This window comes from Streptomyces sp. NPDC053755 (assembly GCF_040677675.1).
Classification (GTDB): Bacteria; Actinomycetota; Actinomycetes; order Streptomycetales; family Streptomycetaceae; genus Streptomyces.
Genome location: NZ_JBFASK010000002.1, coordinates 111,025 through 137,216, shown reverse-complemented (window position 1 = coordinate 137,216; position 26,192 = coordinate 111,025). Strand labels below are relative to the sequence as shown.

Sequence of the window (26,192 nt, the reverse complement as noted above, 5' to 3'; positions counted from 1 at the left end):
TGTGAAGAGCGCCACGTGAACGCCGTGAGCGCGGAGACTCAACTCCCGTACCTCCTGAGAAGTTGGGCGGCGTGCCGGTCCACCCAGGTGGCCCGAATGGAGTACTGTGGCGAGCCCTGGGTCCGGGCTCCCACGTGGGCGCTCGGGTCGACGGGAGGGAGCCGACGGCGGCACTCGAACCGGCGGCGCCGTGGCACCGCACGGACGCCCGATGCACAGAGTGACCACCGGTCACCCTGCGTTGCAAACGGGTAACCGTGCCATAACGGCGTTCCAGGGTCCATGCCCGACACGCCGGGCAACTCGGCAAGGTTGTGGCAGGCTGCACCCGGGCAGGCCACACTCGACTAGCGGAAGCAGCGACGCACGTGACGTCGGCAGGCACCACCCGGGAGGTCCCCATGCCCGAACTGCGTGTCGTGGCCGTCTCCAACGACGGCACACGACTGGTGCTGAAGGCTGCTGACAGCACGGAGTACACGCTTCCGATCGACGAGCGGCTGCGCGCCGCCGTGCGCAACGACCGCGCGCGGCTCGGCCAGATCGAGATCGAGGTGGAGAGCCACCTCCGGCCCCGTGACATCCAGGCGCGCATACGTGCCGGCGCGTCGGCGGAGGAAGTCGCCCAGCTCGCCGGGATTCCGGTCGACCGCGTACGGCGCTTCGAGGGCCCGGTGCTCGCGGAGCGCGCGTTCATGGCCGAGCGGGCCCGCAAGACTCCCGTACGCCGGCCCGGTGAGAACACCGGCCCGCAGCTCGGCGAGGCGGTGCAGGAGCGGCTGCTGCTGCGTGGCGCCGAGAAGGACACCGTGCAGTGGGACTCCTGGCGCCGTGACGACGGCACGTGGGAGGTCCTGCTCGTCTACCGCGTGGCGGGCGAGGTGCACACCGCGAGCTGGACGTACGACCCGCCCAGGCGGCTCGTGCAGGCCGTGGACGACGAGGCGCGCGCGCTCATCGGTGAGACGGACGACACGATCGCCGCGGCTCCGGAGCCGAGCTTCCCGTTCGTACCGAGGATCGCCCGGCTGCCCCGCGACAGGCCGCTGGACCGTGCCCTGGACCGTCAGCTGGAACGCCCCACCGCCGCGCTTCCCGCTGCGGAGCCGGAAGAGGAGCGGGACTCCCTGACGAGCCTGCTGGAGGCGGTGCCCAGCTTCCGGGGCGACATGATCGTGCCGGAACCGGCGGACACCGAGATCGCCGAGGAGCCCGACGCGGAGGAGCCTCCGGCCCCCGCCGCGTCCGCCGGCGCGGGCTCGGCCTACGCCGACGTGCTGATGCCGCGCGCGGTCTCGGGTCACCGCGACCGCCTGACGGGCACGACCGACCGCCAGGCCGAAGCGGACGGCGTCCGCCCGGGCCGAAGGGCGGCGGTGCCGAGCTGGGACGAGATCGTCTTCGGCACGCGGAGGAAGAAGCAGGACTGACGGCCATGCGAGCGGGCCCCACCAGCGGTGGGGGCCGCTCGCATGCCGCCCCTCGGCGGTCCCGCCGACGGCGGGGCCCGGCCTCGCGGAAGGGCAGCCTCGCCCACCGCACCGCTGACCCGGCCTCGCGGGACACCGCGGGAGGGCGCCGCGCTCTCGCCCCGCCCAAGGCACCGCGGTCCCGGCCTCGCGGGAGGAACCGCAGGCCCCGCTTCCCGGGAGGTACCGCGGGAGAACACCGCCCCCGCCTCGCCCACGGCACCGCCGTCCCGGCCCCGGCGGAGGCACCGCGGGCCCGAAGGCCGCCGCGGGCCGGCCCACGGAAGGCGGCCCCGGACACCCTGCCACCGGCCCCGCCTCGCCCACGGCACCGCCGTCCCGGCCCCGCGGGACCCTACTGCGGGTCCGGGCCCTTGGCGACCGGGCGGGTGGGGTCGGCGGACCACTCCGACCAGGAGCCGGCATAGAGGGCCGCCTGGAGGCCCGCGATCTCCAGGGCCAGGACCTCGTGGGCGCCGGAGACGCCCGAGCCGCAGTAGACGCCGACGGGGGTGCCGTCCGTCGCGCCGAGGGCCGAGAAGCGGGCGGCCAGCTCCTTCGCCGGCAGGAAGCGCCCGTCCTCGGCCACGTTCTCGGTCGTCGGAGCCGAGACCGCGCCGGGGATGTGCCCGCCGACGGGGTCGATCGGCTCCACCTCCCCGCGGTAGCGCTCCGCCGCCCGCGCGTCGAGCAGCAGCCCCGAACGGGCCAGCGCCGCCGCGCCGTCCGCGTCGAGCAGACCATCCGCGCCCGGGACCGGCACGAAGTCCCCCGGCTCCGGCGCCGGTGTCCGGCGGGACAGCTCCCCCGTCCACGCCGCGAGCCCGCCGTCCAGCACCCGCACGTCCGGGTGGCCGGTCCAGCGCAGCAGCCACCACGCACGGGCCGCGCCCCACCCGAGGCCGCCGTCGTAGACCACCACCGGGGTGTCCGCCGAGACGCCCGCCCGGCGCATGGCCGCGCCGAAGGCCTCCAGGTCCGGCAACGGATGCCGGCCGCCGGTCCCGGGCGGTCCCGCCAGGTCGGCGTCCAGGTCGACGTAGACCGCTCCCGGGAGATGGCCGGCCTCGTACGCGGGCAGTCCGGGCGGCCCGCCCAGCTGCCAGCGGACGTCCAACAGGACGGGGGGCCGGGCCCCGACCGACTCGCTCACGAGTTCGCTTGCGGAGATGATGGGCTTCATGGGTGCCATCCTCGCGCAACCGTGACGGCGACACGGATGGCCCAGGGACGGCACACGAAGCGGAAACGACGAACCAGGCATCCTCCTGCGGGATCGCGCCAAACCCGGCGCGGCCGGGGCGCGGGCCGCGCCCGGTGGTGCGAGCATCTGCACGGGGCGCGCGAGCGAGGCGCGAAGACGGCAGGCGGCCGGCAGGCACGGAACCGCTACGGACCCCGTGCCCGGGGCCCTGCGGCCCCGTACGAGCTCGCCCGGACACCTTGTCCCCCCGCACGGCCACGACGATGGTCCGAGGAGAGAGTGACGATGACCGAGGCGACCCGGCACACACCCGGTACACCCTGTTGGGTGAGCTTGATGGTGCACGGGCTTGACGCGACACAGGAGTTCTACAACGCCCTCTTCGGCTGGGAGTTCGTCCCCGGCCCGCAGCAGCTCGGCCCGTACGTGCGTGCGCTGCTCGACGGCAGGGAGGTGGCGGGTATCGGCCAGCTGCCTCCCGACCGGCACCTGCCGGTCGCCTGGACCACCTATCTGGCGTCGGACGACGCCGACGAGACGGCGGAGTCCATCCGCTGCTGCGGCGGGACGGTCGCGGTCGGCCCGCTCGACGCGGGCGAGGCCGGTCGTCTGGTGATCTGCTCGGACCCGGCCGGCGCGGTCTTCGGGGTATGGCAGGCCGGACTGCACACCGGCACGACGACCGCCGGCCGGCCCGGCACCCCGGTCTGGAACGAGCTGTTGACCTACGAGACGTCCACGGTGGGGAAGTTCTACCGCACGGTCTTCGGCTACGACATCGAGCCGTCCGTCTCCGACGAACCCGACTCCCTGACCCTCCGTCGGCAGGGCCGCCCGGTCGCGGCCGTGCACGGGCTCGGCGGCGGACTGCCCCGGGACCGGGGCGCGCACTGGATGACGTACTTCGAGGTGGCCGACACCGACGCCGCCGCCGCGCTGGTCTCGGAGCTGGGCGGTCGTGTCCTGCGGCCGCCGGGCGACGGGGCGGCCGGGCGCCTCGCCGAGGTGGCGGACCCGGAGGGCGCCGTCTTCACGATCGTCCACTCGACGGGTGGCTGACCCCACGGGAGGTGGGCCCGCGGCTCAGATTCCGCCGCGGACCGGTCAGCGCCGCAGCCGCGACGCGTGCCGCCGCGGGTCGCCGCCCGGCAGGCCCAGCTCGGTCAGCCGCTCCCGCCGGACGTACCGCTCGGTGAGCCCGCCGTCCGTGAGCAGCGCCGCTGTCTCGTCGCGCAGCCCGGGGTGCAGCCGCGGCTGCATGCAGTATCCGACGGCCCTGACGAGCGGTCCCAGGGTGTCCGGCGCCGGGCCGGGCACGGCGGGGGCGGCGCCGGTCTCCAGGTCGGGCACGACGTGGTCCACGACGGTCAGCGGCACGCGGTTGCTGTTCTCGTACGGGGTGAGCCTCTCCAGGACCGTGCCCGTACCGACCCGGGCGAGGGGGACGTCGAAGTAGACGGCGGCGGTGAGCATCGCCGTGGAGAAGCAGCCCACGACGAGGCGGGGCCGGCAGCGCTCGTAGAAGGTCTCGGCGAGCAGCGGACCGTCCAGGACGGTGAGCCGCACGCCGGCGTGCTCGGCGGCCTGGCGCAGGGCCAGGGAGTAGCGGGCGGGGGCCGTCGGGTGCGGTTTGAAGACGATCGACCGGTGCCCGGCGGCCGCGGCGCCCCGGACCATGCGGACGTGCAGGTCCTCCTCCTCGTCCGGGGTGAGGATGCCGAGGGCTGCGAGGTACTGGCCGAGCAGCACGGCGGTCGGCGCGGCCTCGGCCGCCGCGGCCACCAGCCGGTCGCCGTCGGCCGCCGCGGCGATCTCCGCGAGCACCGCGCGGAAGGCGTCGTCGGGCACCAGCTCGGGCTCGACTCCGGTCTCGGCGAGCAGCAGGGGGCGCAGGCCCGGCACGAGGTCGAGGTGGAGCAGTCGCCGGACACGGCAGCCGATCGACTGCGGGAGTTCGTCGCGGGTGGGTCCGTAGCTCATCAGACCGTCCGCGTAGACGTCCACACCGCTCTCGGCGAAGACGGCGGCGAGCGCCTTGGCCGGATTGACCTGGATGGACTCGACGACGAGGTGGACCGGGACGCCGCCGAGCCCCCAGGCGGTACGGAACACCCGCTGCCACAAGGGGACCTCTTCGGGACGGGGCGCCCAGGTGCCGGGGTGGTGGGGGCGGATCGCTTCGTTCCAGTCGATCGTGCCGTCGAAGCGGGCGGCGATCCGGTCGTAGCCGGTCATCTCCTCCAGCCGAAGGGCGGTCTCCGGGATCTCCGCGTTGTTCGACACGAGCAGGAGCCGCCGGGCGTCGTCGGGGGCGCCGAAGCGCCCGGCGTCGAGAGCGGCGGCGACGGTGGCGGCGCCGTACAGCGTCGACACCTGGAAGATCTGGACGGGCCGGTCGGCGCCGGGCGTCCCGGGTGTGCGCGTCTGCATGGTCAGGCGGTCCTTCCGGTGGCGCGCAGTCCGCGGAGCAGGGTGCTGCGCGCGGTGTCCATCGTCGCCAGGGTCTCGTCGAGCACCTGCTGGGGCATGCGGCGCAGAGCGTCCGTCACGTTCCGCTTGAGTCGTCTGGTGACCGCGGATTCGTACTGGTCGGCCTTTCCCATATGAAAGGCGATCATGGCGCAGTAAGTGCGGACCGCTTTCGGGAGAAAGCGGTCCGCCTCGGCGTCCCGGGAGACTTCCTCGAGCAGCAGATCGTAGGAGGGGATGAAGTCGAGCTGCCGGTTGTCGGTGATCTGCGTCAGAGAGGTGGTGACTCCCCGGCGGTAGAAGACTCCGTGCGTGCTGAGCGCGGCGTAGGACGTCGCTTTCAGGTGGAGCCGCCAGATCCACAACCGGTCCTCGGCGGTGCGCAGGGTCGTCTCGAAACGTGAGGCGCCGTCAGCGAAGAGATGTCCGGCGTAAATACCGAACGGGACGAAGGGATAGTCCACCATCGTCACCATGTTCGCCGGGGCGATGCCGTCGCGCGGGTCCATCACCGTGTCCCGCCGCTTGGCCGGCGCGTAGCGGACGCTGCGGGACGTGCCGGTCGACTGGACGTGGTCGGTACGGGCGAAGTCGCAGCCCAGCGCCTCGATGCCGTCGACCATGGCGCGCAGGTGTCCGGGGGCGTACCAGTCGTCGCCGTCGAGGAAGGTCACGTAGTCGCCGGTCGCCGCGTCCAGGCCGGTGTTGCGTGCCTGCGCCACGCCGAGATTGGTCTCGTGGCGAATGACGGTGGTATGCGGAATCCGGCTCTTCCAGCGGTCGAGAACATACGGCGTGTCGTCCGTCGAACAGTCGTCGATCAGCAGGAACTCGAATTCCGGGTCCGCGTTGGCTGCGAGGCTGCGCATGGTGTCGGGGGCGTAGATCCCGACGTTGTGGAGCGGCACGATGACGGACAGTTTCGGCACTCGGGATCCCAACACTCACACAGGGCGACGATTCGGCGTCCCCTCCCGGCGTTCGCAGGACGGTGTCCCGCACGGTGACTGCGGGCGGAACACCGTCGCCTCGTGGGAGGGGACGATCAGGCGGCAGCGTAGCGACGCTCAATTCCGGTCGGACGAGGCCGATGTGCATTCCGGATGAACTCTTCTCGTCCTGCCGAGAAACCGGTGCCGGAATCCGATCGCCAGCAGGCACACGAGGGCGACGGCACCGATCGCGCCGCCGCCACGCAGCCCCGGTGGCCGGAAGGAGCAGTGGATCGAGGTGGCCGTGCCGTCGAGCGGTACGGCGATCAGGCCCCCGCGGCTGCGGGCGGGCGCGAGCTCCGCGTCGCCCGCCGCGCACCGCCAGCCGGAGATGCGCGGCACGGCGACGACGGCGGTCCCGGTGCTTCCGGCAGGCAGTTCGGCGGTGAGCGAGTGGCCGGTGGCCCGCACCGCGGTCGCACCGGTCGCGGTCAGGTGCCGAACGGCGGTGGCCAGCCGGTCCGGGACGAGACAGCCGACCGGCCGCGACGGCAGTGCCGGCGTCCCGGGAGCGGCCCGCACCTCGATCCGCACCGCACCGGACGGGGGGACGGTGCCGAGCGGCCGCACGGGGGCGAGGACGGACGGGAGCTTGCCGGCGAAGGCCACGGGCGGATGCCCGGCGAGGGCCGCCGTGCCCCGGTGACGAGGCGCCCAGAACCAGAGCTGCGAGCCGGCGGGGCAGGTGGCCGTGAGGGTGAGCCGGCCCTCCTCCGTACCGCTCGGGCCCGCCCGCCGGACAGCGGCCGGCTCGTCGTACACGTCGGCGCCCAGCAGCGACTCCTGGCGGGCGAAGGCCGAGACGCCGTCGGCGGACGCGTCGCCGCCGGTGGGGTCGGTGCGGGAGGAGGAGGCGCGGTCCGGTCCGGACGGCGCGGGCCCTTCGTCGTCGTGGACGGTGACCAGGGGCGGTACGGGCGTGTCGGTGCTGCTGATCGCGGCCCGGGGCGGCCTGTCGGTCCGGACGGGCCCGGTGGGTGCCGAGCGCATCCGGGTGCCGATCGAGAAGATCGCGTCGGTCACCGGGTTGTCCAGGCTGACCGGGTGGCGCCCCTTGGCGTAGGAGCCGAAGCCGAGGGAGGCGAGCGTCCGGGAGGAGACGTCCGCCGTCAGGCTGCTGTAGTAATCGGCGCCCTGCCCTCCGACGAGGAGGACGTCATTGCCGCCCGGCACCTCACCGGGATCCGTGCGGTACCGCGGCCAGGCGTTCGCCGCCTCCGTCGCCCGTGCCATGTCCGTGTGCCAGGGGCCGAGGGGTGGCGCCCAGGAGACCTTGCGCAGCTGCTGCCGCTCGACCCTGCCGCCGGTGATCGCGGTCTCGCCGGCCTGGGCGAGGACGAGCAGGCCGACGGCCAGGGCCGGCAGGACGCGAGCGCCGACGCCGTACCGCCGGGCGGCGAGCACGGCCGCGGCGGCGAGCGCGGCGGCTGCCAGGGCGGCGCCGAACACCGGATAGGTCCACCGGTCGATGACCACGCTCCCCCGGGCCGCGAAGGCCGCCGCGGCGAGCAGGGTTCCGGCGCCGAGCAAGGCGGGCGGGCGGGGCAGGCCCCGGGCCGTGGAGAGCCAGGCCGCGATCAGCAGAAGGCCGCAGAGGACGAAGGACTGACGGTAGGGAATTCCGTTGGGGGAGGCGCCGGCGTGCCACAGGAGGTGGGTGGGGCCCCACTGCATCGACAGGGCCACCAGGCAGATCGCGGCCGTCCAGGCGATGCGGACCCGAGGGGCGAGGACGCGGTTGAAGGGCAGCGTCAGGGCCAGCGCGAGGGCCGGGGTGCCGATGAAGAGGGCCGGGGACGCGACGCTGGCCGTCGCCGGCAGCAGCCGGGCGAACACCTCCGTCCAGGTGACGGGGGTGAAGGTCACCTCCGGCGTCGGGTCGGCGACCCGGGTGGCCATGAAGATCACCAGGACGAGCGGGGTCGCGAGGCCCATGCCCACCAGCACCCCGCGGGCGGCGCGCAGCAGTCCGGCGAGGCGCCGGCGCCCGGTGTCGTCGGCGGTGAGCAGCCGGACGGCGAGGACGACGGCCGCGCCGACGGTCGCCATGTAGGCGGTGTAGAAGTTGGCGTACCACGCGAGGGCCACGACGAGCGGGCCGAGGACCGGGCGCCGCCCGGCGCGGGCCCATTCGCCCACCAGGCACAGCAGGGGGAAGGCCAGAAGTCCGTCCAGCCACATCGGCACGGTGGCGGCGAAGTTCAGCGTCCAGCCGCAGAGGGCGTACGCCGTTCCCAGCACGGCGGCCACCGGCCAGGGGCCGCGGCGCAGCCGCAGCAGCAGGACCGCCATCGCCGCACCCGCGGCGGTGATCTTGGCGGCGGTGATGACGTAGAGGGCCAGTTCGATCCGGGCCGCCGGGAACAGGACGACCATCAGGTCGAACGGGCTGGAGAGATAGGTGCCGTAGTCGCCGAGGAAGTTCGAGCCGAAGCCGGAGCTCCAGTTCAGGAACAGATCGCCCTCGGCCTCGCCGAGCAGGAGCCTGCGCCAGTAGGCGTGGAACGGGAGGTACTGCTGGCCGAGGTCGACGGTGTTGCGGGTGGTGGCCCCGAAGGGAAGGCTGCCGGCCAGGGCCCCGCCGAGGCAGAAGACGAGGCAGGTGAGCAGGGCCGCGAGGGCGGCCGCTCGCAGACGGACGCTGCGGCGGGCTCGGGCCGTCCGGGACCGTGGGCCACCGGGCGGCTCGCCGGACGCCCTGCCGGGCGGGTCGCCCACGGTCCGCGTGCCCCGGCTCGGGACGGGCACGGTCTCGGCAGCAGGGGGCACGCGTCCTCCGGGTGTGTCACGCGGCGCGCGGATGCGCGGGCCCGGAGTTCCCGTCACGGGCCGACAGCCATTACCGCCGAGCCGGGCGACCCGCATCCGATCGGCAGACGAGGCCCGGGTACACCCGAGGTGAATGCCAGGTGCCGCGTGCCGCCGCTTCCCTCGTCAGGGCTCGCGGGGCATCTGCGAGGCCGGCCCCGGGCCGCGTACTTCCCGCGCGTGCGTACGGGGGCCGGGGTGGTGCCGGGATGCCGGGGCCGAGGTCCCGGTGCCGGGGTGCCGTCGTGGCCCTGTGGCGGGCGGGCGGAGGCTACGACCGGCGGCGGGGCTTTCCGCGCTTGGCCGTTCCGGCGGCGCCGCCGGAACGGCTTCGGGTGGTCTTGCCCGACGTCTTGCCGGCCGTCTTGGCTCCGGCGGGCTTCTGGCGTGCGCCGCCGCCCTTCTCCGGACGCTTGTCCTTCGCCTTGGCGTCCGCCGGAGCCCCGGCGCGACCGCGCGTGCTGTTGACGGTCCGGCCCCGGACGATCCCGATGAAGTCCTCCACCAGGTCGGTGGTGGCCTCCTCCCGCCACGACAGCGCGACGCGTGATGCGGGGGCGCCCGTCACCGTCCGGTAGGTGAGGTCCTTGCGATGGTGCAGGCGGGCGAGCGACTGGGGCACGACGAGGACCCCGATTCCCGCCGCCACCAGCTCGACGGCGTCGGCCGTGGTGGCGGGGCGCTCGATCGCCGGGCGCCCCGGCAGGGCATCCCAGTCCAGGGTGTCGTCGAGGGGATGCAGCACGACGTCGTCGGCCAGGTCCTCGACCGTCACCTCCTCCGCCGCGGCCACGAGGTGGTCCTTGGGCACCACGACCACGGTCGTCTCGGTGTAGAGCGGGATCGCGCTGAGGTCGGTCCGGTCGATCGGCAGCCGGACGAAACCGGCGTCGGCCCCGGCTTCCCGCAGCACGGCGGGGGCTTCGGCGGCGGACACGGGCACCAAATCGAGCGGGACGTCGGGCAGGCGCTCGTTCCAGATCCGCACCCACTTGCCGGGCGTCACCCCGGGAACGTACGCGAGCCGGAACGAGGGGGATTCTTCCGAGCCTGTCACCCCGCCAGGTTACCGGTCGTGGTCGGAGGTAGCGCACATGCTCGATACCCTTGACCTCATGAAGTCGCACCAGAGCGCCCAGACGATGAAGCCCGCCACGGCGGCCAAGAAGCTGGGTGTGTACCTCGAGGCCACCCCCGCCGAGTTCCAGGAGGGCGTCGTCTCCCGCGCCGAGCTGAGTGCGCTGCAGACCGATCCGCCCGAGTGGCTGCGGGAGCTGCGCCGCAGCGGTCCGCACCCCCGGCCGGTGGTCGCGGCGAAGCTCGGCGTCTCCATCTCGGGTCTCGCGCGCGGCGGGGTGACCGAGCCCCTCACCACGGAGCAGATCGAGGAGCTGAAGACGGAGAACCCCGACTGGCTGCAGAAGGAGCGCGCCACCCAGGCCGAGGTCCGCAAGGAGACCGTGCGCCTCAAGGAGAAGCAGGCCGAGCAGAAGCAGGCCTAGCGGAATCCGGCCTTGCGGAGGCAGAACCCGGCGGACGCGGCCCTGGCGGCAGCGGACCGCGCGGAAGGAACGCCTCGCGGCCGGGCCTCGGCTCCTCCCCCGCACGGGGCGAGGAGCCGGCGTATGCCGTCAGGAGTGGTTGACGGGGAGGACGTCCGGGGACAGGGCGCCCGCCCTGGCCGACGCGCTGGTCATGTGACGGCGGTGGTGGCGACGGCACAGGACCTCATAGCCGATCTCCTCGGCCGGACGGTTGACGTCCCCGACGACGACCTGCTCGCCTTCCACGACCATCTCCCCGCCGATCGTACGGGCGTTGTGCGTGGCCCGCGCCCCGCACCAGCACAGGGCCTCCACCTGCAGCTGCTCGATCCGGTCGGCGAGTTCGATCAGCCGCTGCGAGCCCGGGAACAGCTTCGTCCGGAAGTCCGTCGTGATGCCGAAGGCGAAGACGTCCATGCCGAGGTCGTCGACGATGCGGGCCAGCTGGTCGATCTGGTCCGGGGCGAGGAACTGGGCCTCGTCCACGATCACGTAGTCCGCCTTGCCGCCCTTGGACATCTGCTCCACGAGGTACGCGTACAGGTCCATGCCCTCGCCCGCCTCGACCGCCTCCGTCACGAGGCCCAGCCGTGAGGAGAGCTTGCCCTCGCCCGCGCGGTCGTCGCGGGTGAAGATCACGCCCTGGAGCCCGCGGGCGGAGCGGTTGTGCCCGATCTGGAGCGCCAGCGTGCTCTTTCCGCAGTCCATGGTTCCGGAGAAGAACACCAGCTCGGGCATGGGAGGTTGAGGCCTTTCGGGCAGGAACGGGGGTACCGGGAGTTCAGGAACGGACTTCGAGGAGCGGGACGAACTGCTCCGCGGGCGTCATGGACCCGTGCACGCCGACCATCGCCGACTCGTGCGGTTCCTTGACGGAGGCGGTGATGACGACGTCGTCATGGGCCGCGGCGACCACATCGCCGATCCTGCCGTACACCCGCTCGTCGACCGTGTCGCCGAACCAGCCCAGCGCGATGGCCTCGTCCCTGCTCGCCACCCAGAACTGCTCGCCGAGCACCTCGCGCCAGCAGGTCAGGACGTCGGTCTCGGCGCCCGGCACGGCGTAGACGTGACGGGCGCGGCCCTCGCCGCCGAGCAGGGCGACGCCGGCGCTCAGCTCCCAGTCCTCGTCGAAGTCGATCCGGGACTGCTCGTCGAACGGGATGTCGACCATGCCGTGGTCCGCCGTGACGTACAGCGCGGAGTGGGACGGCAGCTGTTCGGCGAGGCGCTGGACGAGCCGGTCGACGAACATCAGCTGGCCGCGCCAGGCGTCGGAGTCGACGCCGAAGCGGTGTCCGGCGCCGTCGAGCTCGCTGTAGTACGTGTAGACCAGCGAGCGGTCTCCGGCGGCGAGCTGCTCGGCGGCGAAGTCCACGCGTTCCTCGCCGGTGAGCCGGCCGTGGAACGCTCCACCGCTCAGAGCGATCTTGGTGAGCGGGGTGTCCTGGAAGATCGGCGACGAGACCTGGGCGGTGTGGATCCCGGCCTCGTGGGCGAGCTGGAAGATCGTGGGGTACGGCTGCCAGACATGGGGCGGCGTCCACGGCTTCCACCGCAGCTGGTTCATCAGCTCGCCGGTGTCGGGGTCGCGGACGGTGTAGCCCGGCAGGCCGTGCGCGCCGGGAACCCGCCCGGTGCCGACCGAGGCGAGCGAGGTCGCGGTGGTGGCGGGGAAGCCCGCGGTGATCGGTCGTCCGGTGCCGCCGCGCGAGGAGGCGAGCAGCGAGGTGAGGTACGGGGCCTCGTCGGGGTGCGACCTGATCTGCTCCCACCCGAGCCCGTCGATCAGGAAGACGCAGTTCCGGTCGGCCGGGGAGAGTTCGGCGATCCGGGCGTCGAAGCCGGGGGCTCCCTGTCCGGCGACGAGGGTCGGCAGAAGGTCGGCGAGCGAGCCGAAGCCGTACTCCGGGACGGGCGCGGATTCCGGCGCGAGTCCCACCGGTTCGTCGGGCCAGCCCGAGGTGACCGTGGAGGGCTGGACCATCAGCGGGTCGCCGCGGTGGCTTCGGAGAGCGACTGCGCGAACGCGAGGGTCTGGCGAACCGTGTCCGGGCCGTCGCCGGCGTCGCTGACGCGGAGGCTGAGGTCGTCGGCGGTGGCGTTGCCGGTGTAGCCGTGGTCGGCGTCGCAGTTGGGGTCGCCGCAGGCGGCGGGCTCCAGGTCGATCCGGGAGACGGCGCCCCAGCCGATGGTGAGCACGACCTCGCGGGGCAGCGTGCCGGGCGTGTACGACTCCGGGTTGGCGACGACGCGGCTGACGACCACGGAGGAGATCCGGTCGAGCTTGACCGATTCCGTGGAGGTGGTGGCGTACGGCGTCGGGGAGCTGGTGTCGGCGGCCTGCTCGTCGGTGTGGCTGACGACGAAACGCGTGGCCGTCAGGACGAGCACCGTGACATGGCGGCGGACCTCGCTGGTGTCGAACGTGGTCTCCTGGTGCACCACGTACGACGCGATCGCCTCGCCACCGACGGCGGCCTCCACCGCCTCGGCCACGAGGGCCGGGTAATAGCCGCTGCGCTCGATCGCCGCGCGCAGCCCCTGGGTCGTCGTACCGGTCTTCGCCATGGACTCCATCCTAATCCGTCGGAAGGGGCGCTCCGGGACGCGTCGGCCGCCGGGGCCGGGGCGCGGGGCGGGTTCAGTAGCTCGGCAGGCGCCGCGGTCCGAGGTCGGTGCGGGGCGGGGGCGGTGCGAGGCGGACCGTGGCGCCGAGGACGGACAGGCCGCGCGAGGCCACGACGACGGGCTCCAGGGTGATCGCGACGACCTCGGGGTGGTCGTCCACGAGCCGCGAGACCCGCAGCAGCAGCTCCTCCAGGGCGGGAGTGTCGACGGGGTCCGAGCCGCGCCAGCCGAAGAGGAGGGGCGCGGTGCGGATGGACCGTACGAGCTCGGCGGCGTCCCGGTCGGTGGCGGGTACGAGCCGGTGGGACATGTCGCCGAGCAGCTCCGAGGCGGCTCCGGCGAGTCCGAAGGAGAGGACGGCGCCGACGGCCGGGTCGATGGCGGCCCGGACGACGGTGTCGACTCCACGCGGAACCATCGCCTGGACGACCGGATGAAGCTCCTCCGGCTTGCCGAGGGTGTCGGTCACCTCGCCGTAGGCGGCACGGAGTTGTTCCTCGGTGGCGAGGTCGAGCCGTACGCCGCCGAGATCGGGGCGGTGGCGCAGGTGGGGCGCGGTCGTCTTGAGGGCGACGGGGTAGCCGAGGCGGCCGGCGGCCGCGACGGCGACGTCGGGAGTGGGGGCGGGCAGGGTCGGCAGCACGGTGATGCCGTACCGCGCGAGCAGTTCGCCGGCCTCGTCGCTGCCGAGGGTGACGCCTCGGGTGTCCGCGTCCTCCCCGAGCGACCGCTCGATGCGGGCGGCGGCCCCCGCCTCGTCGATATCCTCGTACTCCGGCACCCGGCCGGGCTCGGCGGACTGGCGTCGCCACTGTCCGTAGCGCACGGCCTCGGCCAGGGCGCGCACGGCCCGCTCGGCGGCGGGGTAGGCGGGGATGTGCCCGCTGACCCGGGGCGGCGCGGCGGGCTCGCCGGCCTCTGCCCCGCCGACCCGGTCGGCGCCCGAGGGCTGACCGCCCGTGGTGGCACCGAGCCGGGTGGGCGGAGGCGGCGTCCTGCCGGCGTCACCGCCGGGCGTCACCGGGGCGTTCCGGCCCGCCGCCGCGTCGAAGGGGCCGGGGGCCGCGGGCGTGGCGTTTCCGCCCGAGCCGCTTCCCCGGGGTGTCCCGCGAAGGCCGGGTGCGGCGGCGCCGGGTGCCGTGGGAGGCACCGGGGGCATCGGAGGCAGGGGAGGGACGGGCGCGGTGGCGGGCGGGCCGGTCGGAGCCGTGGGAGTGGTGCCCGGGGGCGTGGAGCGGCCGGCGGACGCGGCGGGGGACGGGCCGCCGGAAGGGGCGGGCGGGCCGGCGGGCGGGGGCGGGCCGGCCGGGGTCGCTGACGGGCCGGCGCTCCGCGTCGGCGTCGCCGGGCGGGTGCTCGTCGCCGCCGAGAGGGCCTCCGCCAGGCCGCCCATCTCGACGTGCACCACGACCACGGGCTTCGCCGGGGCGGGAGCGGAGGCGACGGCCTCCCGGAGGTAGGCCGCGAGGACCTCCCCGTCACCGGACTCGACGGCTCCGGTCTCGCCGACCCAGGGGATCGCCGTCACGACGACCGCGTCGCTGGTCTCGTCGACGAGCGCCGCCGCGAGCGCCTCGCGGAAGTCCGCCGGGCTCGCCGCCGTCGTGAGGTCGAGGGGGCGCAGCGGCCGCAGGCCCTCGGTGAGACAGGCGTCATACGTCAGCAGCCCGAGGGACTCGGAGTTGCCGAGGATCGCCACGCGCGGTCCGGTCGGCAGGGGCTGGCCGGCGAGGAGCAGGCCCGCGTCGACGAGTTCGGTGACGGTGTCGACGCGGATGACCCCGGCCTGCCGGAGCAGCGCGGAGACGGTGGCGTACGGGATCCGGGTGACCGGCACACGGTGGCCGGGCGGCGCGCTGCCGCTGTGCCGGGCGCCCTTGACCACGACGACCGGCTTGACCGCCGCGGTGCGCCGCGCGAGCCGGGTGAACTTGCGGGGGTTGCCGATCGACTCCAGGTACAGCAGGACGACGTCCGTCGCCGGGTCGTCGTACCAGTGCTGGAGGAGGTCGTTGCCGGAGACGTCGGCCCGGTTGCCCGCCGAGATGAAGGAGGACAGACCGGCGCCCCGGCGGTGGAGGCCGGCGAGGAGGGCGATGCCGATGGCCCCTGACTGGGTGAACAGCCCGATCCGCCCGGCCGCCGGCATCTGGGGCGCGAGCGAGGCGTTCAGCCGGGCGCCGTCCGAGGTGTTGATGATCCCGAAGGCGTTGGGCCCGATGATCCGCATGCCGTACGAGCGGGCCTGCCGGACCAGTGCGCGCTGGCGGTCCCGTCCCGCCTCCGTCCCGGTCTCGGCGTATCCCGCGCTGAGGACGACCAGGCCGCGCACCCCGTGCTCACCGCAGTCGGCGACCGCCTCAGGCACCCGTTCGGCGGGGACGGCCAGGACGGCCAGGTCGACCGGCTCCCCGATGTCCGCGACGGAGCGGAAGGCCGGCACGCCGTCGAGCGCGGTCGCCTCCTGGTCGAGAGCCCGGTTCACGGCGTACGTCCGCCCGGTGTAGCCGGCGTCGAGGAGGTTGCGCAGCACGGTCCGGCCGACGCCGCCCGGGGTGCGGCCGGCGCCGACGACGGCGACCGAGCCGGGGCTGAGCAGCCGCTGCACGGAGCGGGCCTCGGCGCGCTGCTCACGGGCGAGCTGGACGGCGAGCGAGCGGTCGGTGGGCTCCAGGTCGAGATGGAGGCGCACGGCGCCGTCCTCGAAGCTGCGCTTCTGGGTGTACCCGGCGTCCGTGAACACCTTGATCATCTTGTTGTTGGCGGGGAGCACCTCGGCGGCGAACCGTCGGATGTCCCGCTCCCGCGCCACCGCGGCGATGTGTTCGAGCAGGGCGGAGGCGACGCCCCTGCCCTGGTGCGCGTCCTGGACGAGGAAGGCGACCTCGGCCTCGTCGGCGGGGGCCGAGGCGGGCAGGCCGCGGGCGTCGATGCGGTCGTACCGCACGGTGGCGATGAACTCGCCGCCGACGGTCGCGGCGAGTCCGACCCGGTCCACGTAGTCGTGATGGGTGAAACGGTGGACGTCCTTGGCGGACAGGCGCGGGTAGGGCGCGAAGAACCGGTAGTACTTCGACTCGTCCGAGACCTGTTCGTAGAAGCTGACCAGTCTGTCGGCGTCGTCGACGGTGATGGGCCGGATGCGTGCGGTGCCGCCGTCGCGGAGGACCACGTCCGCTTCCCAGTGGTCCGGGTAGGCGTGTTCCGGCTGGGCCGGGTCCGGCTGTTCCGACGCGCTCTGCATGGGGCAAGCGTACGGCGGGGGTACGACAGCGGCACCGGCCGCGCACGGCGTGCGTGCCCCGCACGGTCCGTGCAAGGTGGGAGGGCCGGAGGGCGGTTCCGCCGGGCCGCGGGCAGGCACGAGCACATCGCCGCACATGAGAGACTGGTCTAGACAACCCGCTAAGACTTGAAGGGCAACACCATGGCTGAGCGCCGCGTCAACGTCGGCTGGGCCGAGGGCCTGCACGCCCGCCCCGCCTCCATCTTCGTCCGTGCCACCACGGCCTCCGGCGTCCCCGTGACGATCGCCAAGGCCGATGGCAACCCGGTGAACGCCGCGTCGATGCTCGCGGTGCTCGGTCTGGGCGCACAGGGCGGCGAGGAGATCGTGCTCGCTTCGGACGCCGAGGGCGCCGAAGCCGCGCTGGACCGTCTCGCCAAGCTGGTTGCCGAGGGTCTCGAAGAGCTTCCCGAGACCGTCTGACGTCACCTCGCGAAGGAGCCGCGTCCCGCCCCCCGGCGGACGCGGCTCCTTCGCGTCTGCCGGGCCACAGGCCGGCACCGGACAGACCGGCACGGCAGGGCGCACGGCCGGGACGCCTCACGCGTCCTGCCGGTCCCCGCGTCCTGCCGGCTCGCGCGTCCGGCCGTCTCGCGCGTCCTGCGGCGAGGCCACGGGAAGGCCGGGGCCCGGGCCGCGAGGACTCCAGGGGAAAGGATTCCGGACAGCCCGAATTCGCGAGCCCGCCGACGCGATGCCCTGTCGACGAAATCGATCGAGGGGCCTTTAAGGGCCCCGCATTTCCGGGCAGCAGAATTCCACCGCCCCATTACTTCTCTTTGTATACGGCCCGGTCGTTAATTCCGGATGCTCGCGGTGTTTACGACATGTTGCGAAGCCCTCACACGGCCGCGCTCGGGCCGCTTCGGCCGGTACAGGACCAGCGAACGTTCGGCGTGCAGGGCGGTGAGGGCGCGGGCCCGCTCGGCGTCTCCGCGGGCCACCGCGTCGACGATCGCCCCGTGCTCGGCCCAGGCCTCGACCGGCTGCGCCGTCGGCTCGATCGCGTACATCCAGGCGATCTTGTGCCGCAGCTGCGTGAGCAGCGCCGTGAGCGCCGGACTGCCGGACGCCTGCGCGAGGGTCTCGTGGAACCAGCCGCCCAGGGAGCGCAGGTCGTCGCCCTGGCCGCGGCGGGCACGCTCCTGACCCAGCCTGACCAGGCCGCGCAACACCTTGAGGTGCGCGTCCGTACGCCGCTGGGCGGCGCGGGCGGCCCCCAGCGGCTCCAGGAGCGCCCGGACGTCCAGCAGGTCCGCCGCCTCCTGCTCGGTTGGCTCGGCGACGTGGGCGCCCGCGTGCCGACGGGTGACCACGAAGCCCTCCGACTCCAGGGTGCGCAGCGCCTCGCGGACCGGCACGCGGGAGACTCCGTAACGGCGCGCCAGCTGCTCCTCGGTCAGCCGGCTGCCGCGCTCGAAGAGACCGGAGACGATGTCGTCCCGAATCGCCGTGCATACCGAATGCGCCGGGATGCGCATGTTCGACCTCCGCCTTTTCCGCGCGAAACCCATCCGATGGACGTCTGTTCGTCGACTCTTCGGTGACTCTATTGCAGCGGGGCGGTATTTCCGATGGCTACGGGAGATCCATGGATATCTTTTGGCCGACGAAAAAGCCCCGGCTCGGTACGAGCCGGGGCTTTTTCGTCGGGCCTTGGGCGGCCCGGTGGCGTTCGCCGGACGCGGTCGGGTCAGACGTTCACGCCGCGGGCGCGCAGGTACGCGACCGGGTTGATGTCGGAGCCGTACTCGGCGCTCGTGCGGGCCTCGAAGTGCAGGTGCGGGCCGGTGGAGTTGCCGGTCGAGCCGGAGATGCCGATCCGCTCGCCCGGGGTGACGGTCTCGCCGACCGAGACACTGATGGCCGAAAGGTGCCCGTACTGGGTGTACGTGCCGTCGTTCATCCGGATGACGATGTTGTTGCCGTACGCGCCGCCCCAGCCGGCCTCGACCACGGTGCCGGAGCCGACGGAGACGACCTCGCTGCCGTAGGAGGCGTGGAAGTCGACGCCGGAGTGGCTGCCGGAGGACCACAGGGAGCCGCCGGTCTGGTACCCGGTGGTGACGTACGAGCCGGCGACGGGGAGCTGGAAGGAGTTCAGGCGCTTGCGCTCGGCCTCCCGGGCGGCGCGCTCCTTGGCTTCGCGGATCTCCTTGGCGCGGGCCTCGGCCTTGCGCTTCGCCTCCGCCTTGGCACGGGCCTCGGCCTTCGCCTTCGCGATGGCCTCGACGGCCTCCCGCTCCTGCGCGGCCGCCTGCACGTCGATCCGGTCCGCCAGCGACTCGGAGACGACGGCCTGGTTCATGCCGGTGTCCTCGAGCGAGCGGGTGTCCGTGTCAGCGGCGAGCGCCGGGGAAGCGAGGGTTCCGATGACGCCGGTGGTGGCGAGGGTCGCGACGCCGGCGATGCCCGCGCTGCGGCGCGCCAGACGGCTCGGACCACGATGCTTCCCGGTGGCACGGGTGAACGCCATGTAGTGGCTGATCCTTTCCTTCCTTCTCGCCTACCGGGTTAGCTGACGGGTTCGGAGCAGGAAGGTCTCCTACGGGCCCCTCCGCACGGGTGCGAAGGCGTCCGATTCACCCCAGGGACTTCGTGTGGGTCCCCGGCTCCCCAGGCTCGCGCCTGACGGGGACTCGGCGATGACTGTCCGATGCCGCGGGTGCGGCGGGTGCAACTGGCGAACAGCCGGATTGACGCTAAACGGACCGTCTTTCAATCGGCAAACGGACTCGGCTGTTTGTAAGACATGCCACAGGGCAGACACCCACCCTCCGCCTCAATACGGACAAAAGATCAACAAAGGCGAGGACCCCGACGTATGGTGACGTCGGGGTCCTCGCCGTGGCGTCTGTTCCGCCTCGATCAGCCGGTGACGACGGTGACTTCGCCGATGCCGAGCGCCCGCACGGGCTCCTCGATCTGCGCCGCGTCACCCACGAGCACGGTGACCAGACGGTCCACCGGGAAGGCGTTGACGACCGCGGCCGTCGCCTCCACCGTGCCCGTCTCCGCCAGACGCGCGTACAACTGCGCCTGGAAGTCGTCCGGAAGGTGCTGCTCGACCTGGTCGGCGAGCGTCCCCGCGACGGAGGCGGCGGTCTCGTACTTGAGCGGCGCCACACCCACCAGGTTCTGCACCGCCACATCCCGCTCCGCGTCGGTCAGTCCCTCCGCGGCGAGCGTGCGCAGCACCTTCCACAGGTCGTCAAGTGCCGGGCCGGTGTTGGGGGTGTCGACCGAACCGCTGATGGCGAGCATCGCGGCGCCGTTGCCCTCGGCGTCGGAACGGAGCACCTGTCCGAAGGACCGGACGCCGTAGGTGTAGCCCTTCTCCTCGCGCAGGACCCGGTCCAGGCGGGAGGTGAGGGTGCCGCCGAGGCAGTACGTGCCGAGGACCTGGGCGGGCCAGACGCGGTCGTGCCGGTCGGCGCCGACGCGGCCGATCAGCAGCTGCGTCTGGACCGCGCCGGGGCGGTCCACGATGACCACACGGCCGGTGTCGTCGGCCGTGATCGGCGGGACGGGGCGCGGCTCGGCGGTGTCGCCGGTCCACGCGCCGAGCGTCTCGGCGAGGACCTCGTCCAGGTCGACGTCGGTCAGGTCGCCCACGACCACGGCGGTGGCCGTGGCGGGCCGGATGTGCGCCGTGAAGAAGGCGCGGACGGCCGTGGCGTCGATCGCGGCGACGGTCTCCTCGGTGCCCTGGCGCGGCCGGGACATGCGCGAGCCGGCCGGGAACAGCTCCTTGGAGAGCTGCTTGGCCGCCCTGCGGGCCGGGTTGGCCGTCTCGTGCGGGATCTCGTCGAGGCGGTTGCGCACCAGGCGCTCGATCTCGCTGTCGTCGAAGGCCGGGGCGATCAGGGCCTCGGAGAGCAGGCCCAGCGCCTTGGGCAGCCGGGAGACGGGGACCTCGAGGGAGACGCGTACGCCCGGGTGGTCGGCGTGGGCGTCGAGTGTGGCGCCGCAGCGCTCCAGCTCGGCGGCGAACTCCTCCGCCGTGTGCTTGTCGGTGCCCTCGGAGAGGGCCCTCGCCATGATCGTGGCGACGCCGTCGAGGCCCGCGGGTTCGGCTTCCAGGGGGGCGTCGAAGAAGATCTCGACGGCCACCACCTGCTGGCCCGGACGGTGGCAGCGCAGCACGGTCAGGCCGTTGTCCAGCGCACCCCGCTCCGGGGCCGGGAAGGCCCAGGGACGTGCGGTGCCCGGCTGGGGCTGCGGGTGGAACTCCATGCTCGTCAAAGCCGCGGCAGCGTCGCTCACTGGTCCGCTCCCTCTTCCTCGTCGTTCTCGCTGACGCTGTCGCCGTGCTCGGCAGTGACCGGTTCGTACACCAGCACCGCGCGGTTGTCGGGACGCAGCCGGGCGGCGGCGACCGCCCGCACCTCGTCGGCGGTGACGTCCAGGACACGGTTGACGGCGGTCAGGGCGAGCTGCGGGTCGCCGAACAGCACGGCGAACCGGCACAGTTCGTCGGCGCGGCCGGCGACCGTGCCGAGCCGGTCGAGCCACTCGCGCTCCAACTGCGCCTGGGCCCGCTCCATCTCCTCGGGCGTGGGGCCCTCGGCGGCGAAGCGGGCCAGCTCCTCGTCGACGGCGGTCTCGATCTCGGGCACCTCCACTCCACCGGAGGTCTTCACGTCGAGCCAGCCGAGCGAGGGCGCTCCGGCGAGGCGCAGCAGGCCGAAGCCGGCCGCGACGGCCGTGCGGTCGCGGCGGACCAGGCGGTTGTGGAGCCGGGAGGACTCGCCGCCGCCGAGGACGGTGAGGGCCAGGTCGGCGGCGTCGCACTCGCGGGTGCCGTCGTGCGGGAGGCGGTAGGCGGCCATCAGCGCGCGGGCCGGCACCTCCTCCTCGACGACCTCGCGGAGCTGCTCGCCGATGACGTCGGGCAGCGTGCCGTCGCGCGGCGGCCGCTTGCCGTCGTGGGACGGGATGGATCCGAAGTACTTCTCGATCCAGGCGAGGGTCTGCTCCGGGTCGATGTCGCCGACGACCGAGAGCACCGCGTTGTTCGGCGCGTAGTACGTACGGAAGAAGCTCCGCGCGTCCTCCAGGGTGGCCGCGTCCAGGTCGGCCATGGAGCCGATCGGCGTGTGGTGGTACGGGTGCCCCTCGGGATAGGCGAGGGCGGTCAGCTTCTCGAAGGCGGTGCCGTAGGGCACGTTGTCGTACCGCTGGCGGCGCTCGTTCTTGACGACGTCGCGCTGGTTCTCCATGGACTCGTCGTCCAGTGCGGCCAGCAGCGAGCCCATGCGGTCCGCCTCCAGCCAGAGGGCCAGCTCCAGCTGATGGGTCGGCATCGTCTCGAAGTAGTTGGTGCGCTCGAAACTCGTCGTGCCGTTGAGCGAACCCCCCGCTCCCTGGACCAGCTCGAAATGACCGTTTCCGTGGACCTGCTTCGACCCCTGGAACATCAGGTGCTCGAAGAGGTGGGCGAGACCCGTGCGGCCCGCGACCTCGTGACGCGAGCCGACGTCGTACCAGAGGCAGACCGCGGCGACCGGGGTCAGGTGGTCCTCGGAGAGCACCACGCGCAGGCCGTTGGCCAGCCGGTGCTCGGTCGCTGTCAGGCCGCCGGAGCCGGCCTCGGCCGTGGCCGTGTGACCCATGGGCATGTACGTCCCTTCGATCGCGATACGGAAAAGTCCTGCCACTGTATGCAAGCGCACCGACACCTCGCGAAGTTCCCGCAGGTTCGAGGCTTCCCTCTTCCGGGTCGCGGACGCGTCGCGTCCGGCCCAGGGGCGGCCGGAGGCGCGGCGGAACCGCCCATTCCCGGGTCGCGGTCGGCGTTGTCGGTGGGACGGTCCACAATGGTCCGCGTCAGATCAACCTTGTTGGTGAAGGAGCCGCAGCCGCGATGGCCCGCCGCAGCACGAAGACACCGCCGCCGGACGACGCGTTCGAGGAGCGAATCCTCGACATCGACGTCGTCGACGAGATGCAGGGCTCCTTCCTCGAGTACGCGTACTCGGTGATCTACTCCCGCGCGCTGCCGGACGCCCGCGACGGCATGAAGCCGGTGCAGCGCCGCATCGTCTACCAGATGAACGAGATGGGGCTGCGGCCCGACCGCGGCTATGTGAAGTGCGCCCGTGTCGTCGGCGAGGTCATGGGCAAGCTGCACCCCCACGGCGACGCGTCGATCTACGACGCGATGGTGCGCATGGCGCAGCCGTTCTCCATGCGGCTCCCCCTCGTGGACGGCCACGGCAACTTCGGTTCACTGGGCAACGACGACCCGCCTGCCGCCATGCGGTACACCGAGTCCCGGATGGCGTCGGCCGCGCTGCTGATGACGGAGTCCATCGACGAGGACACCGTCGACTTCTCCCCGAACTACGACGGCCAGGAGCAGGAGCCGGTCACGCTCCCGGCGGCGTACCCGAACCTGCTGGTCAACGGCGCCTCGGGCATCGCGGTCGGCATGGCGACCAACATGCCGCCGCACAACCTCGGCGAGGTGATCGCGGCCGCCCGGCACCTCATCCGGTACCCGAACGCCGATCTCGAGGCGCTCATGCGGTTCGTGCCCGGCCCCGACCTGCCGACCGGCGGCCGGATCGTCGGCCTCTCCGGCATCAAGGACGCGTACGAGAACGGCCGCGGGACGTTCAAGATCCGCGCCACCGCGACCGTGGAGAACGTGACGGCCCGCCGCAAGGGCATCGTCGTCACCGAACTGCCCTTCACGGTGGGTCCCGAGAAGGTCATCTCCAAGATCAAGGACCTGGTCGGCTCCAAGAAGCTCCAGGGCATCGCCGACGTCAAGGACCTCACCGACCGCAGCCACGGCCTGCGTCTGGTCATCGAGGTCAAGAACGGCTTCGTGCCGGAGGCGGTCCTGGAGCAGCTCTACAAGCTGACGCCGATGGAGGAGTCCTTCGGCATCAACAACGTGGCGCTGGTCGACGGCCAGCCGCTGACGCTGGGCCTGAAGGAGCTGCTGGAGGTCTATCTCGACCACCGGTTCACCGTGGTGCGCCGCCGCTCCGAGTTCCGCCGGACCAAGAAGCGGGACCGGCTGCACCTGGTCGAGGGCCTGCTCGTCGCGCTCCTCGACATCGACGAGGTCATCCGCCTCATCCGCTCCAGCGAGAACTCGGCGGAGGCCAAGCAGCGCCTGATCGAGCACTTCTCCCTGAGCGAGATCCAGACGCAGTACATCCTGGACACCCCGCTGCGCCGGCTCACCAGGTTCGACCGGATCGAGCTGGAGAGCGAGCGGGACCGGCTCAACGGCGAGATCGACGAGCTGACCGGGATCCTCGACTCCGACGCCGAGCTGCGCAAGCTGGTCTCGGGCGAACTGGCCGCCGTGGCGAAGAAGTTCGGCACCGACCGGCGCACGGTCCTGCTGGAGTCGGCGGGCGCCCCGGTGGCCGCCGCCTCGCTGGAAGTCGCGGACGACCCGTGCCGGGTGCTGCTCTCCTCGACGGGGCTGCTGGCCCGTACGGCGACGGCGGAGCTGCCGGCCGCCGAGGACGGCAGGCGCGCGAAGCACGACGTGATCGTCTCGGCCGTGCCGGCGACCCAGCGCGGCGACGTCGGCGTGGTGACCTCGACCGGGCGGCTGCTGCGGCTCGCGGTGATCGACCTGCCCCAGCTGCCGGACACCCACGCCGCGCCGAACCTGGCCGGCGGGGCACCGCTGGCGGAGTTCCTGACCTTGGAGAACGACGAGTCGGTGGTCTGCCTGACCACGCTCGACGAGTCCTCGCCGGGCCTGGCGATCGGCACGCTGCAGGGCGTGGTGAAGCGCGTGGTGCCGGACTATCCGGCGAACAAGGACGAGCTGGAGGTCATCACCCTCAAGGAGGGTGACCGGATCGTCGGCGCGACCGAGCTGCGGACGGGCGAGGAGGACCTGGTCTTCATCACCTCCGACGCCCAGCTGCTGCGCTTCCAGGCCGCGCAGGTGCGGCCCCAGGGGCGGCCGGCGGGCGGCATGGCGGGCGTCAAGCTCACGGCCGGCGCCGAGGTGATCTCCTTCACGGCCGTGGATCCGGCGGCGGACGCGGTGGTGTTCACGATCGCGGGCTCGACGGGCACGCTGGACGGCTCGGCGGCCACGTCGGCGAAGCTGACGCCGTTCGACCAGTATCCGCGCAAGGGCCGCGCGACCGGTGGTGTGCGCTGCCAGCGGTTCCTGAAGGGCGAGGACGTGCTGCTTCTCGGCTGGGCCGGAGGGGCCCCGGCGCGCGCGGCCCAGCAGAACGGCACCCCGGTCGACCTCCCCAAGATCGACCCGCGCCGCGACGGCTCGGGCACGCCCCTGGCGAAGCCGGTCGCGGTGCTGGCGGGCCCGGCGAGCTGAGCCCGGCGGCCCGGCATCGGTGGATCCGATCGGATCGGCCGGTACCGGGCCGGGCCGGGACGGGACGGACCGGGTCGGGCCTGACCGGGCCGCCTCTGGCCTGGCCCGGCCGGAATGCCGTCAGGCCGGGTCGGACGCGGCGAAGAGACCCTCCGCGCCCGAGTCCTCCTCGGCCTCGTTCCGCCGGACATAGCGCAGGACTCCCCAGAGGGCGCGCTCGTCGGGGGCGTCCTGCGGGCCGGTCACCTCACAGCCGGCGAGTTCCTTGCGCAGGGCTTCGGCGTCGATGCCGGAGCCGATGAGGACGAGCTGGGACAGGCGCTCCTGGCCCTCCGGCCACGGCTCGGGGTAGAAGCGCAGGAACCGGCCGACGGCATGGACGCCGTAGCGGTTGACCGGGTCGGCCGCACCGAAGTCGACGAAGCCCTTGAGGCGGTAGAGGCCCTGCGGCCGGGAGTCGAGGAACTCCATGAGCCGGCGCGGGTGCAGCGCGGTCCCGGTGGCGAGCGAGAGGGTCTCGTAGGCGGCGTGCGGATGGGCGGCCGCGTCCTCGTCGGCGTACAGCAGGTCCTCGATGGACATCTGCCCCTCGATCTCGCCCTCGGGCACGACCCGGTCGAAGAGGACCTCGGGGTCGATCCGCCCGTGCGCGGTCCGGATCACCGCGGCTCGTCCGGCGAGCCCGGTGACGGTGGCGTGGACGGCGTCCAGCTCGCGCTTCCCCACCCGGTCGGATTTGTTGACGACCACCAGATCGGCGAGGGCGAGATGCCGGTCGGTCTCGGGGTGCCGCTCGCGCGTGGCGGAGAACTCGGCCGCGTCGACGACCTGCACGAGCCCGCCGTACACCGTCCGCTCGTTCTCGCTGGCGAGCACCATCCGGACCAGCTCCTGCGGCTCCGCGAGGCCGCTCGCCTCGATGACGATCACGTCCAGGCGGGCGGAGGGCCGGGTGAGGACCTCCAGGTACTCGTCCAGCTCGCTCACGTCGACGGCGCAGCACAGGCAGCCGTTGCCGAGGGAGACGGTGGACCCGACCTGCCCGGCGACGGTCATGGCGTCGATACCGATGTCCCCGAAGTCGTTGACCATGACACCGATCCGGGTGCCCCGGGCGCTGCGCAGCAGATGGTTGAGCAGCGTGGTCTTGCCCGACCCCAGGAATCCGGAGAGGACGACGACCGGGATCTGCTGCGTACTCAAGGCGAAACCCTCCTGTTGCTCGACGCGCGACGAAGCTCCCAGAATAGGCAGCCTCCCGCCGCCGTACGGCCTGGGCCTGCGGCCATGCCGCCGATCACCCGGGCAGGCCGAGCGGCTCCGAGAGCCCGCGGGGAACGGACCCGGCCCGCTCAGGGCGGGCGGCCCGCGGACGGGCCGAACCGCCCCGTGCCCCGGCGCTCCCGCGAGCGTGGCCCAGCGGGCGCGGGACGATCCCGGACACGAGCCGCCGACGGTCGACGAGC

At 73.1% G+C, this 26,192-nt stretch carries 19 protein-coding genes and 1 riboswitch; of the genes, 5 read left to right on the top strand and 14 right to left on the bottom strand.

What is annotated here, in order from left to right; translation table 11 throughout:
- Nucleotides 1–368: 368 nt before the first annotated feature.
- Nucleotides 369–1,430, top strand: coding sequence for a septation protein SepH (sepH, locus tag AB0K65_RS03415; protein ID WP_365713863.1), 1,062 nt, complete (start codon nucleotides 369–371; stop codon nucleotides 1,428–1,430).
- Nucleotides 1,431–1,824: 394 nt separating this feature from the next.
- Here sepH and AB0K65_RS03410 read toward each other — a convergent pair whose 3' ends face one another.
- Complete coding sequence (locus AB0K65_RS03410; RefSeq protein WP_365713861.1) at nucleotides 1,825–2,652, bottom strand: sulfurtransferase; 828 nt, start codon at nucleotides 2,650–2,652, stop codon at nucleotides 1,825–1,827.
- Between the two features lie 306 nt (nucleotides 2,653–2,958).
- On the opposite strand from AB0K65_RS03410, the gene AB0K65_RS03405 reads away from it, so the two are divergent.
- The gene (locus AB0K65_RS03405) at nucleotides 2,959–3,732 is read left to right on the top strand and encodes a VOC family protein (protein ID WP_365713859.1); all 774 of its coding nucleotides are present in this window, start codon (nucleotides 2,959–2,961) and stop codon (nucleotides 3,730–3,732) included.
- Between the two features lie 45 nt (nucleotides 3,733–3,777).
- Here AB0K65_RS03405 and AB0K65_RS03400 read toward each other — a convergent pair whose 3' ends face one another.
- The 4 genes from AB0K65_RS03400 to AB0K65_RS03385 form a co-directional block, all read right to left on the bottom strand.
- Nucleotides 3,778–5,103 (bottom strand): polysialyltransferase family glycosyltransferase, encoded by a 1,326-nt coding sequence (locus AB0K65_RS03400; protein WP_365713857.1) that lies wholly within the window; start codon nucleotides 5,101–5,103, stop codon nucleotides 3,778–3,780.
- A 2-nt stretch (nucleotides 5,104–5,105) separates the two neighbouring features.
- A complete protein-coding gene (locus tag AB0K65_RS03395) occupies nucleotides 5,106–6,071 on the bottom strand; it encodes a glycosyltransferase family 2 protein (protein WP_365713855.1) in 966 nt (321 codons plus the stop codon).
- A gap of 138 nt (nucleotides 6,072–6,209) precedes the next feature.
- Nucleotides 6,210–8,903 (bottom strand): YfhO family protein, encoded by a 2,694-nt coding sequence (locus tag AB0K65_RS03390; protein WP_365713853.1) that lies wholly within the window; start codon nucleotides 8,901–8,903, stop codon nucleotides 6,210–6,212.
- Between the two features lie 310 nt (nucleotides 8,904–9,213).
- Nucleotides 9,214–9,999, bottom strand: coding sequence for a LysR family substrate-binding domain-containing protein (locus AB0K65_RS03385; protein ID WP_365713851.1), 786 nt, complete (start codon nucleotides 9,997–9,999; stop codon nucleotides 9,214–9,216).
- Between the two features lie 58 nt (nucleotides 10,000–10,057).
- Here AB0K65_RS03385 and AB0K65_RS03380 point away from each other — a divergent pair, with 58 nt between their 5' ends.
- Nucleotides 10,058–10,444 carry a DUF5997 family protein gene (locus AB0K65_RS03380; protein ID WP_365713849.1) on the top strand — a complete coding sequence of 129 codons (387 nt, stop codon included), beginning with the start codon at nucleotides 10,058–10,060 and terminating at the stop codon, nucleotides 10,442–10,444.
- Nucleotides 10,445–10,573: 129 nt separating this feature from the next.
- Here the strand turns inward: AB0K65_RS03380 and AB0K65_RS03375 are convergent, their stop codons facing one another.
- From AB0K65_RS03375 to AB0K65_RS03360, 4 genes are all read right to left on the bottom strand, one after another.
- The gene (locus AB0K65_RS03375) at nucleotides 10,574–11,224 is read right to left on the bottom strand and encodes a thymidine kinase (RefSeq protein ID WP_365713847.1); all 651 of its coding nucleotides are present in this window, start codon (nucleotides 11,222–11,224) and stop codon (nucleotides 10,574–10,576) included.
- 43 nt (nucleotides 11,225–11,267) lie between these two features.
- Nucleotides 11,268–12,473: a nucleotide pyrophosphatase/phosphodiesterase family protein gene (locus AB0K65_RS03370; protein ID WP_365713845.1), complete on the bottom strand. Its 1,206-nt coding sequence runs from the start codon at nucleotides 12,471–12,473 to the stop codon at nucleotides 11,268–11,270.
- Nucleotides 12,473–13,057 carry a DUF5998 family protein gene (locus AB0K65_RS03365; RefSeq protein WP_365713842.1) on the bottom strand — a complete coding sequence of 195 codons (585 nt, stop codon included), beginning with the start codon at nucleotides 13,055–13,057 and terminating at the stop codon, nucleotides 12,473–12,475. The genes AB0K65_RS03370 and AB0K65_RS03365 overlap by 1 nt, the downstream gene beginning before the upstream one ends.
- 73 nt (nucleotides 13,058–13,130) lie before the next feature.
- Nucleotides 13,131–16,361: a GNAT family N-acetyltransferase gene (locus AB0K65_RS03360; protein WP_365713840.1), complete on the bottom strand. Its 3,231-nt coding sequence runs from the start codon at nucleotides 16,359–16,361 to the stop codon at nucleotides 13,131–13,133.
- Between the two features lie 183 nt (nucleotides 16,362–16,544).
- Between AB0K65_RS03360 and AB0K65_RS03355 the strand changes: the two genes are divergently transcribed.
- Nucleotides 16,545–16,826, top strand: a complete 282-nt coding sequence (locus AB0K65_RS03355; RefSeq protein WP_048477591.1) for an HPr family phosphocarrier protein — start codon at nucleotides 16,545–16,547, stop codon at nucleotides 16,824–16,826.
- Between the two features lie 374 nt (nucleotides 16,827–17,200).
- On the opposite strand, the gene AB0K65_RS03350 is transcribed toward AB0K65_RS03355, so the two are convergent.
- From AB0K65_RS03350 to AB0K65_RS03335, 4 genes are all read right to left on the bottom strand, one after another.
- Entirely contained in the window at nucleotides 17,201–17,884 is a 684-nt protein-coding gene (locus AB0K65_RS03350; RefSeq protein ID WP_365713838.1) for a GntR family transcriptional regulator, read from the bottom strand.
- Between the two features lie 212 nt (nucleotides 17,885–18,096).
- Nucleotides 18,097–18,879, bottom strand: coding sequence for a M23 family metallopeptidase (locus tag AB0K65_RS03345; protein ID WP_365713836.1), 783 nt, complete (start codon nucleotides 18,877–18,879; stop codon nucleotides 18,097–18,099).
- A 12-nt stretch (nucleotides 18,880–18,891) separates the two neighbouring features.
- Nucleotides 18,892–19,058: riboswitch (cyclic di-AMP (ydaO/yuaA leader) on the bottom strand.
- Nucleotides 19,059–19,271: 213 nt separating this feature from the next.
- The gene (locus AB0K65_RS03340) at nucleotides 19,272–20,669 is read right to left on the bottom strand and encodes a pitrilysin family protein (RefSeq protein ID WP_365713834.1); all 1,398 of its coding nucleotides are present in this window, start codon (nucleotides 20,667–20,669) and stop codon (nucleotides 19,272–19,274) included.
- Complete coding sequence (locus AB0K65_RS03335) at nucleotides 20,666–22,024, bottom strand: pitrilysin family protein (protein WP_365713832.1); 1,359 nt, start codon at nucleotides 22,022–22,024, stop codon at nucleotides 20,666–20,668. Before AB0K65_RS03335 ends, AB0K65_RS03340 begins: the two co-directional genes overlap by 4 nt.
- A gap of 245 nt (nucleotides 22,025–22,269) precedes the next feature.
- Here AB0K65_RS03335 and AB0K65_RS03330 point away from each other — a divergent pair, with 245 nt between their 5' ends.
- Nucleotides 22,270–24,726 carry a DNA topoisomerase IV subunit A gene (locus AB0K65_RS03330; protein ID WP_365713830.1) on the top strand — a complete coding sequence of 819 codons (2,457 nt, stop codon included), beginning with the start codon at nucleotides 22,270–22,272 and terminating at the stop codon, nucleotides 24,724–24,726.
- 120 nt (nucleotides 24,727–24,846) lie between these two features.
- Here the strand turns inward: AB0K65_RS03330 and AB0K65_RS03325 are convergent, their stop codons facing one another.
- Nucleotides 24,847–25,929: a CobW family GTP-binding protein gene (locus AB0K65_RS03325; RefSeq protein WP_365713828.1), complete on the bottom strand. Its 1,083-nt coding sequence runs from the start codon at nucleotides 25,927–25,929 to the stop codon at nucleotides 24,847–24,849.
- Between the last annotated feature and the right edge of the window lie 263 nt (nucleotides 25,930–26,192).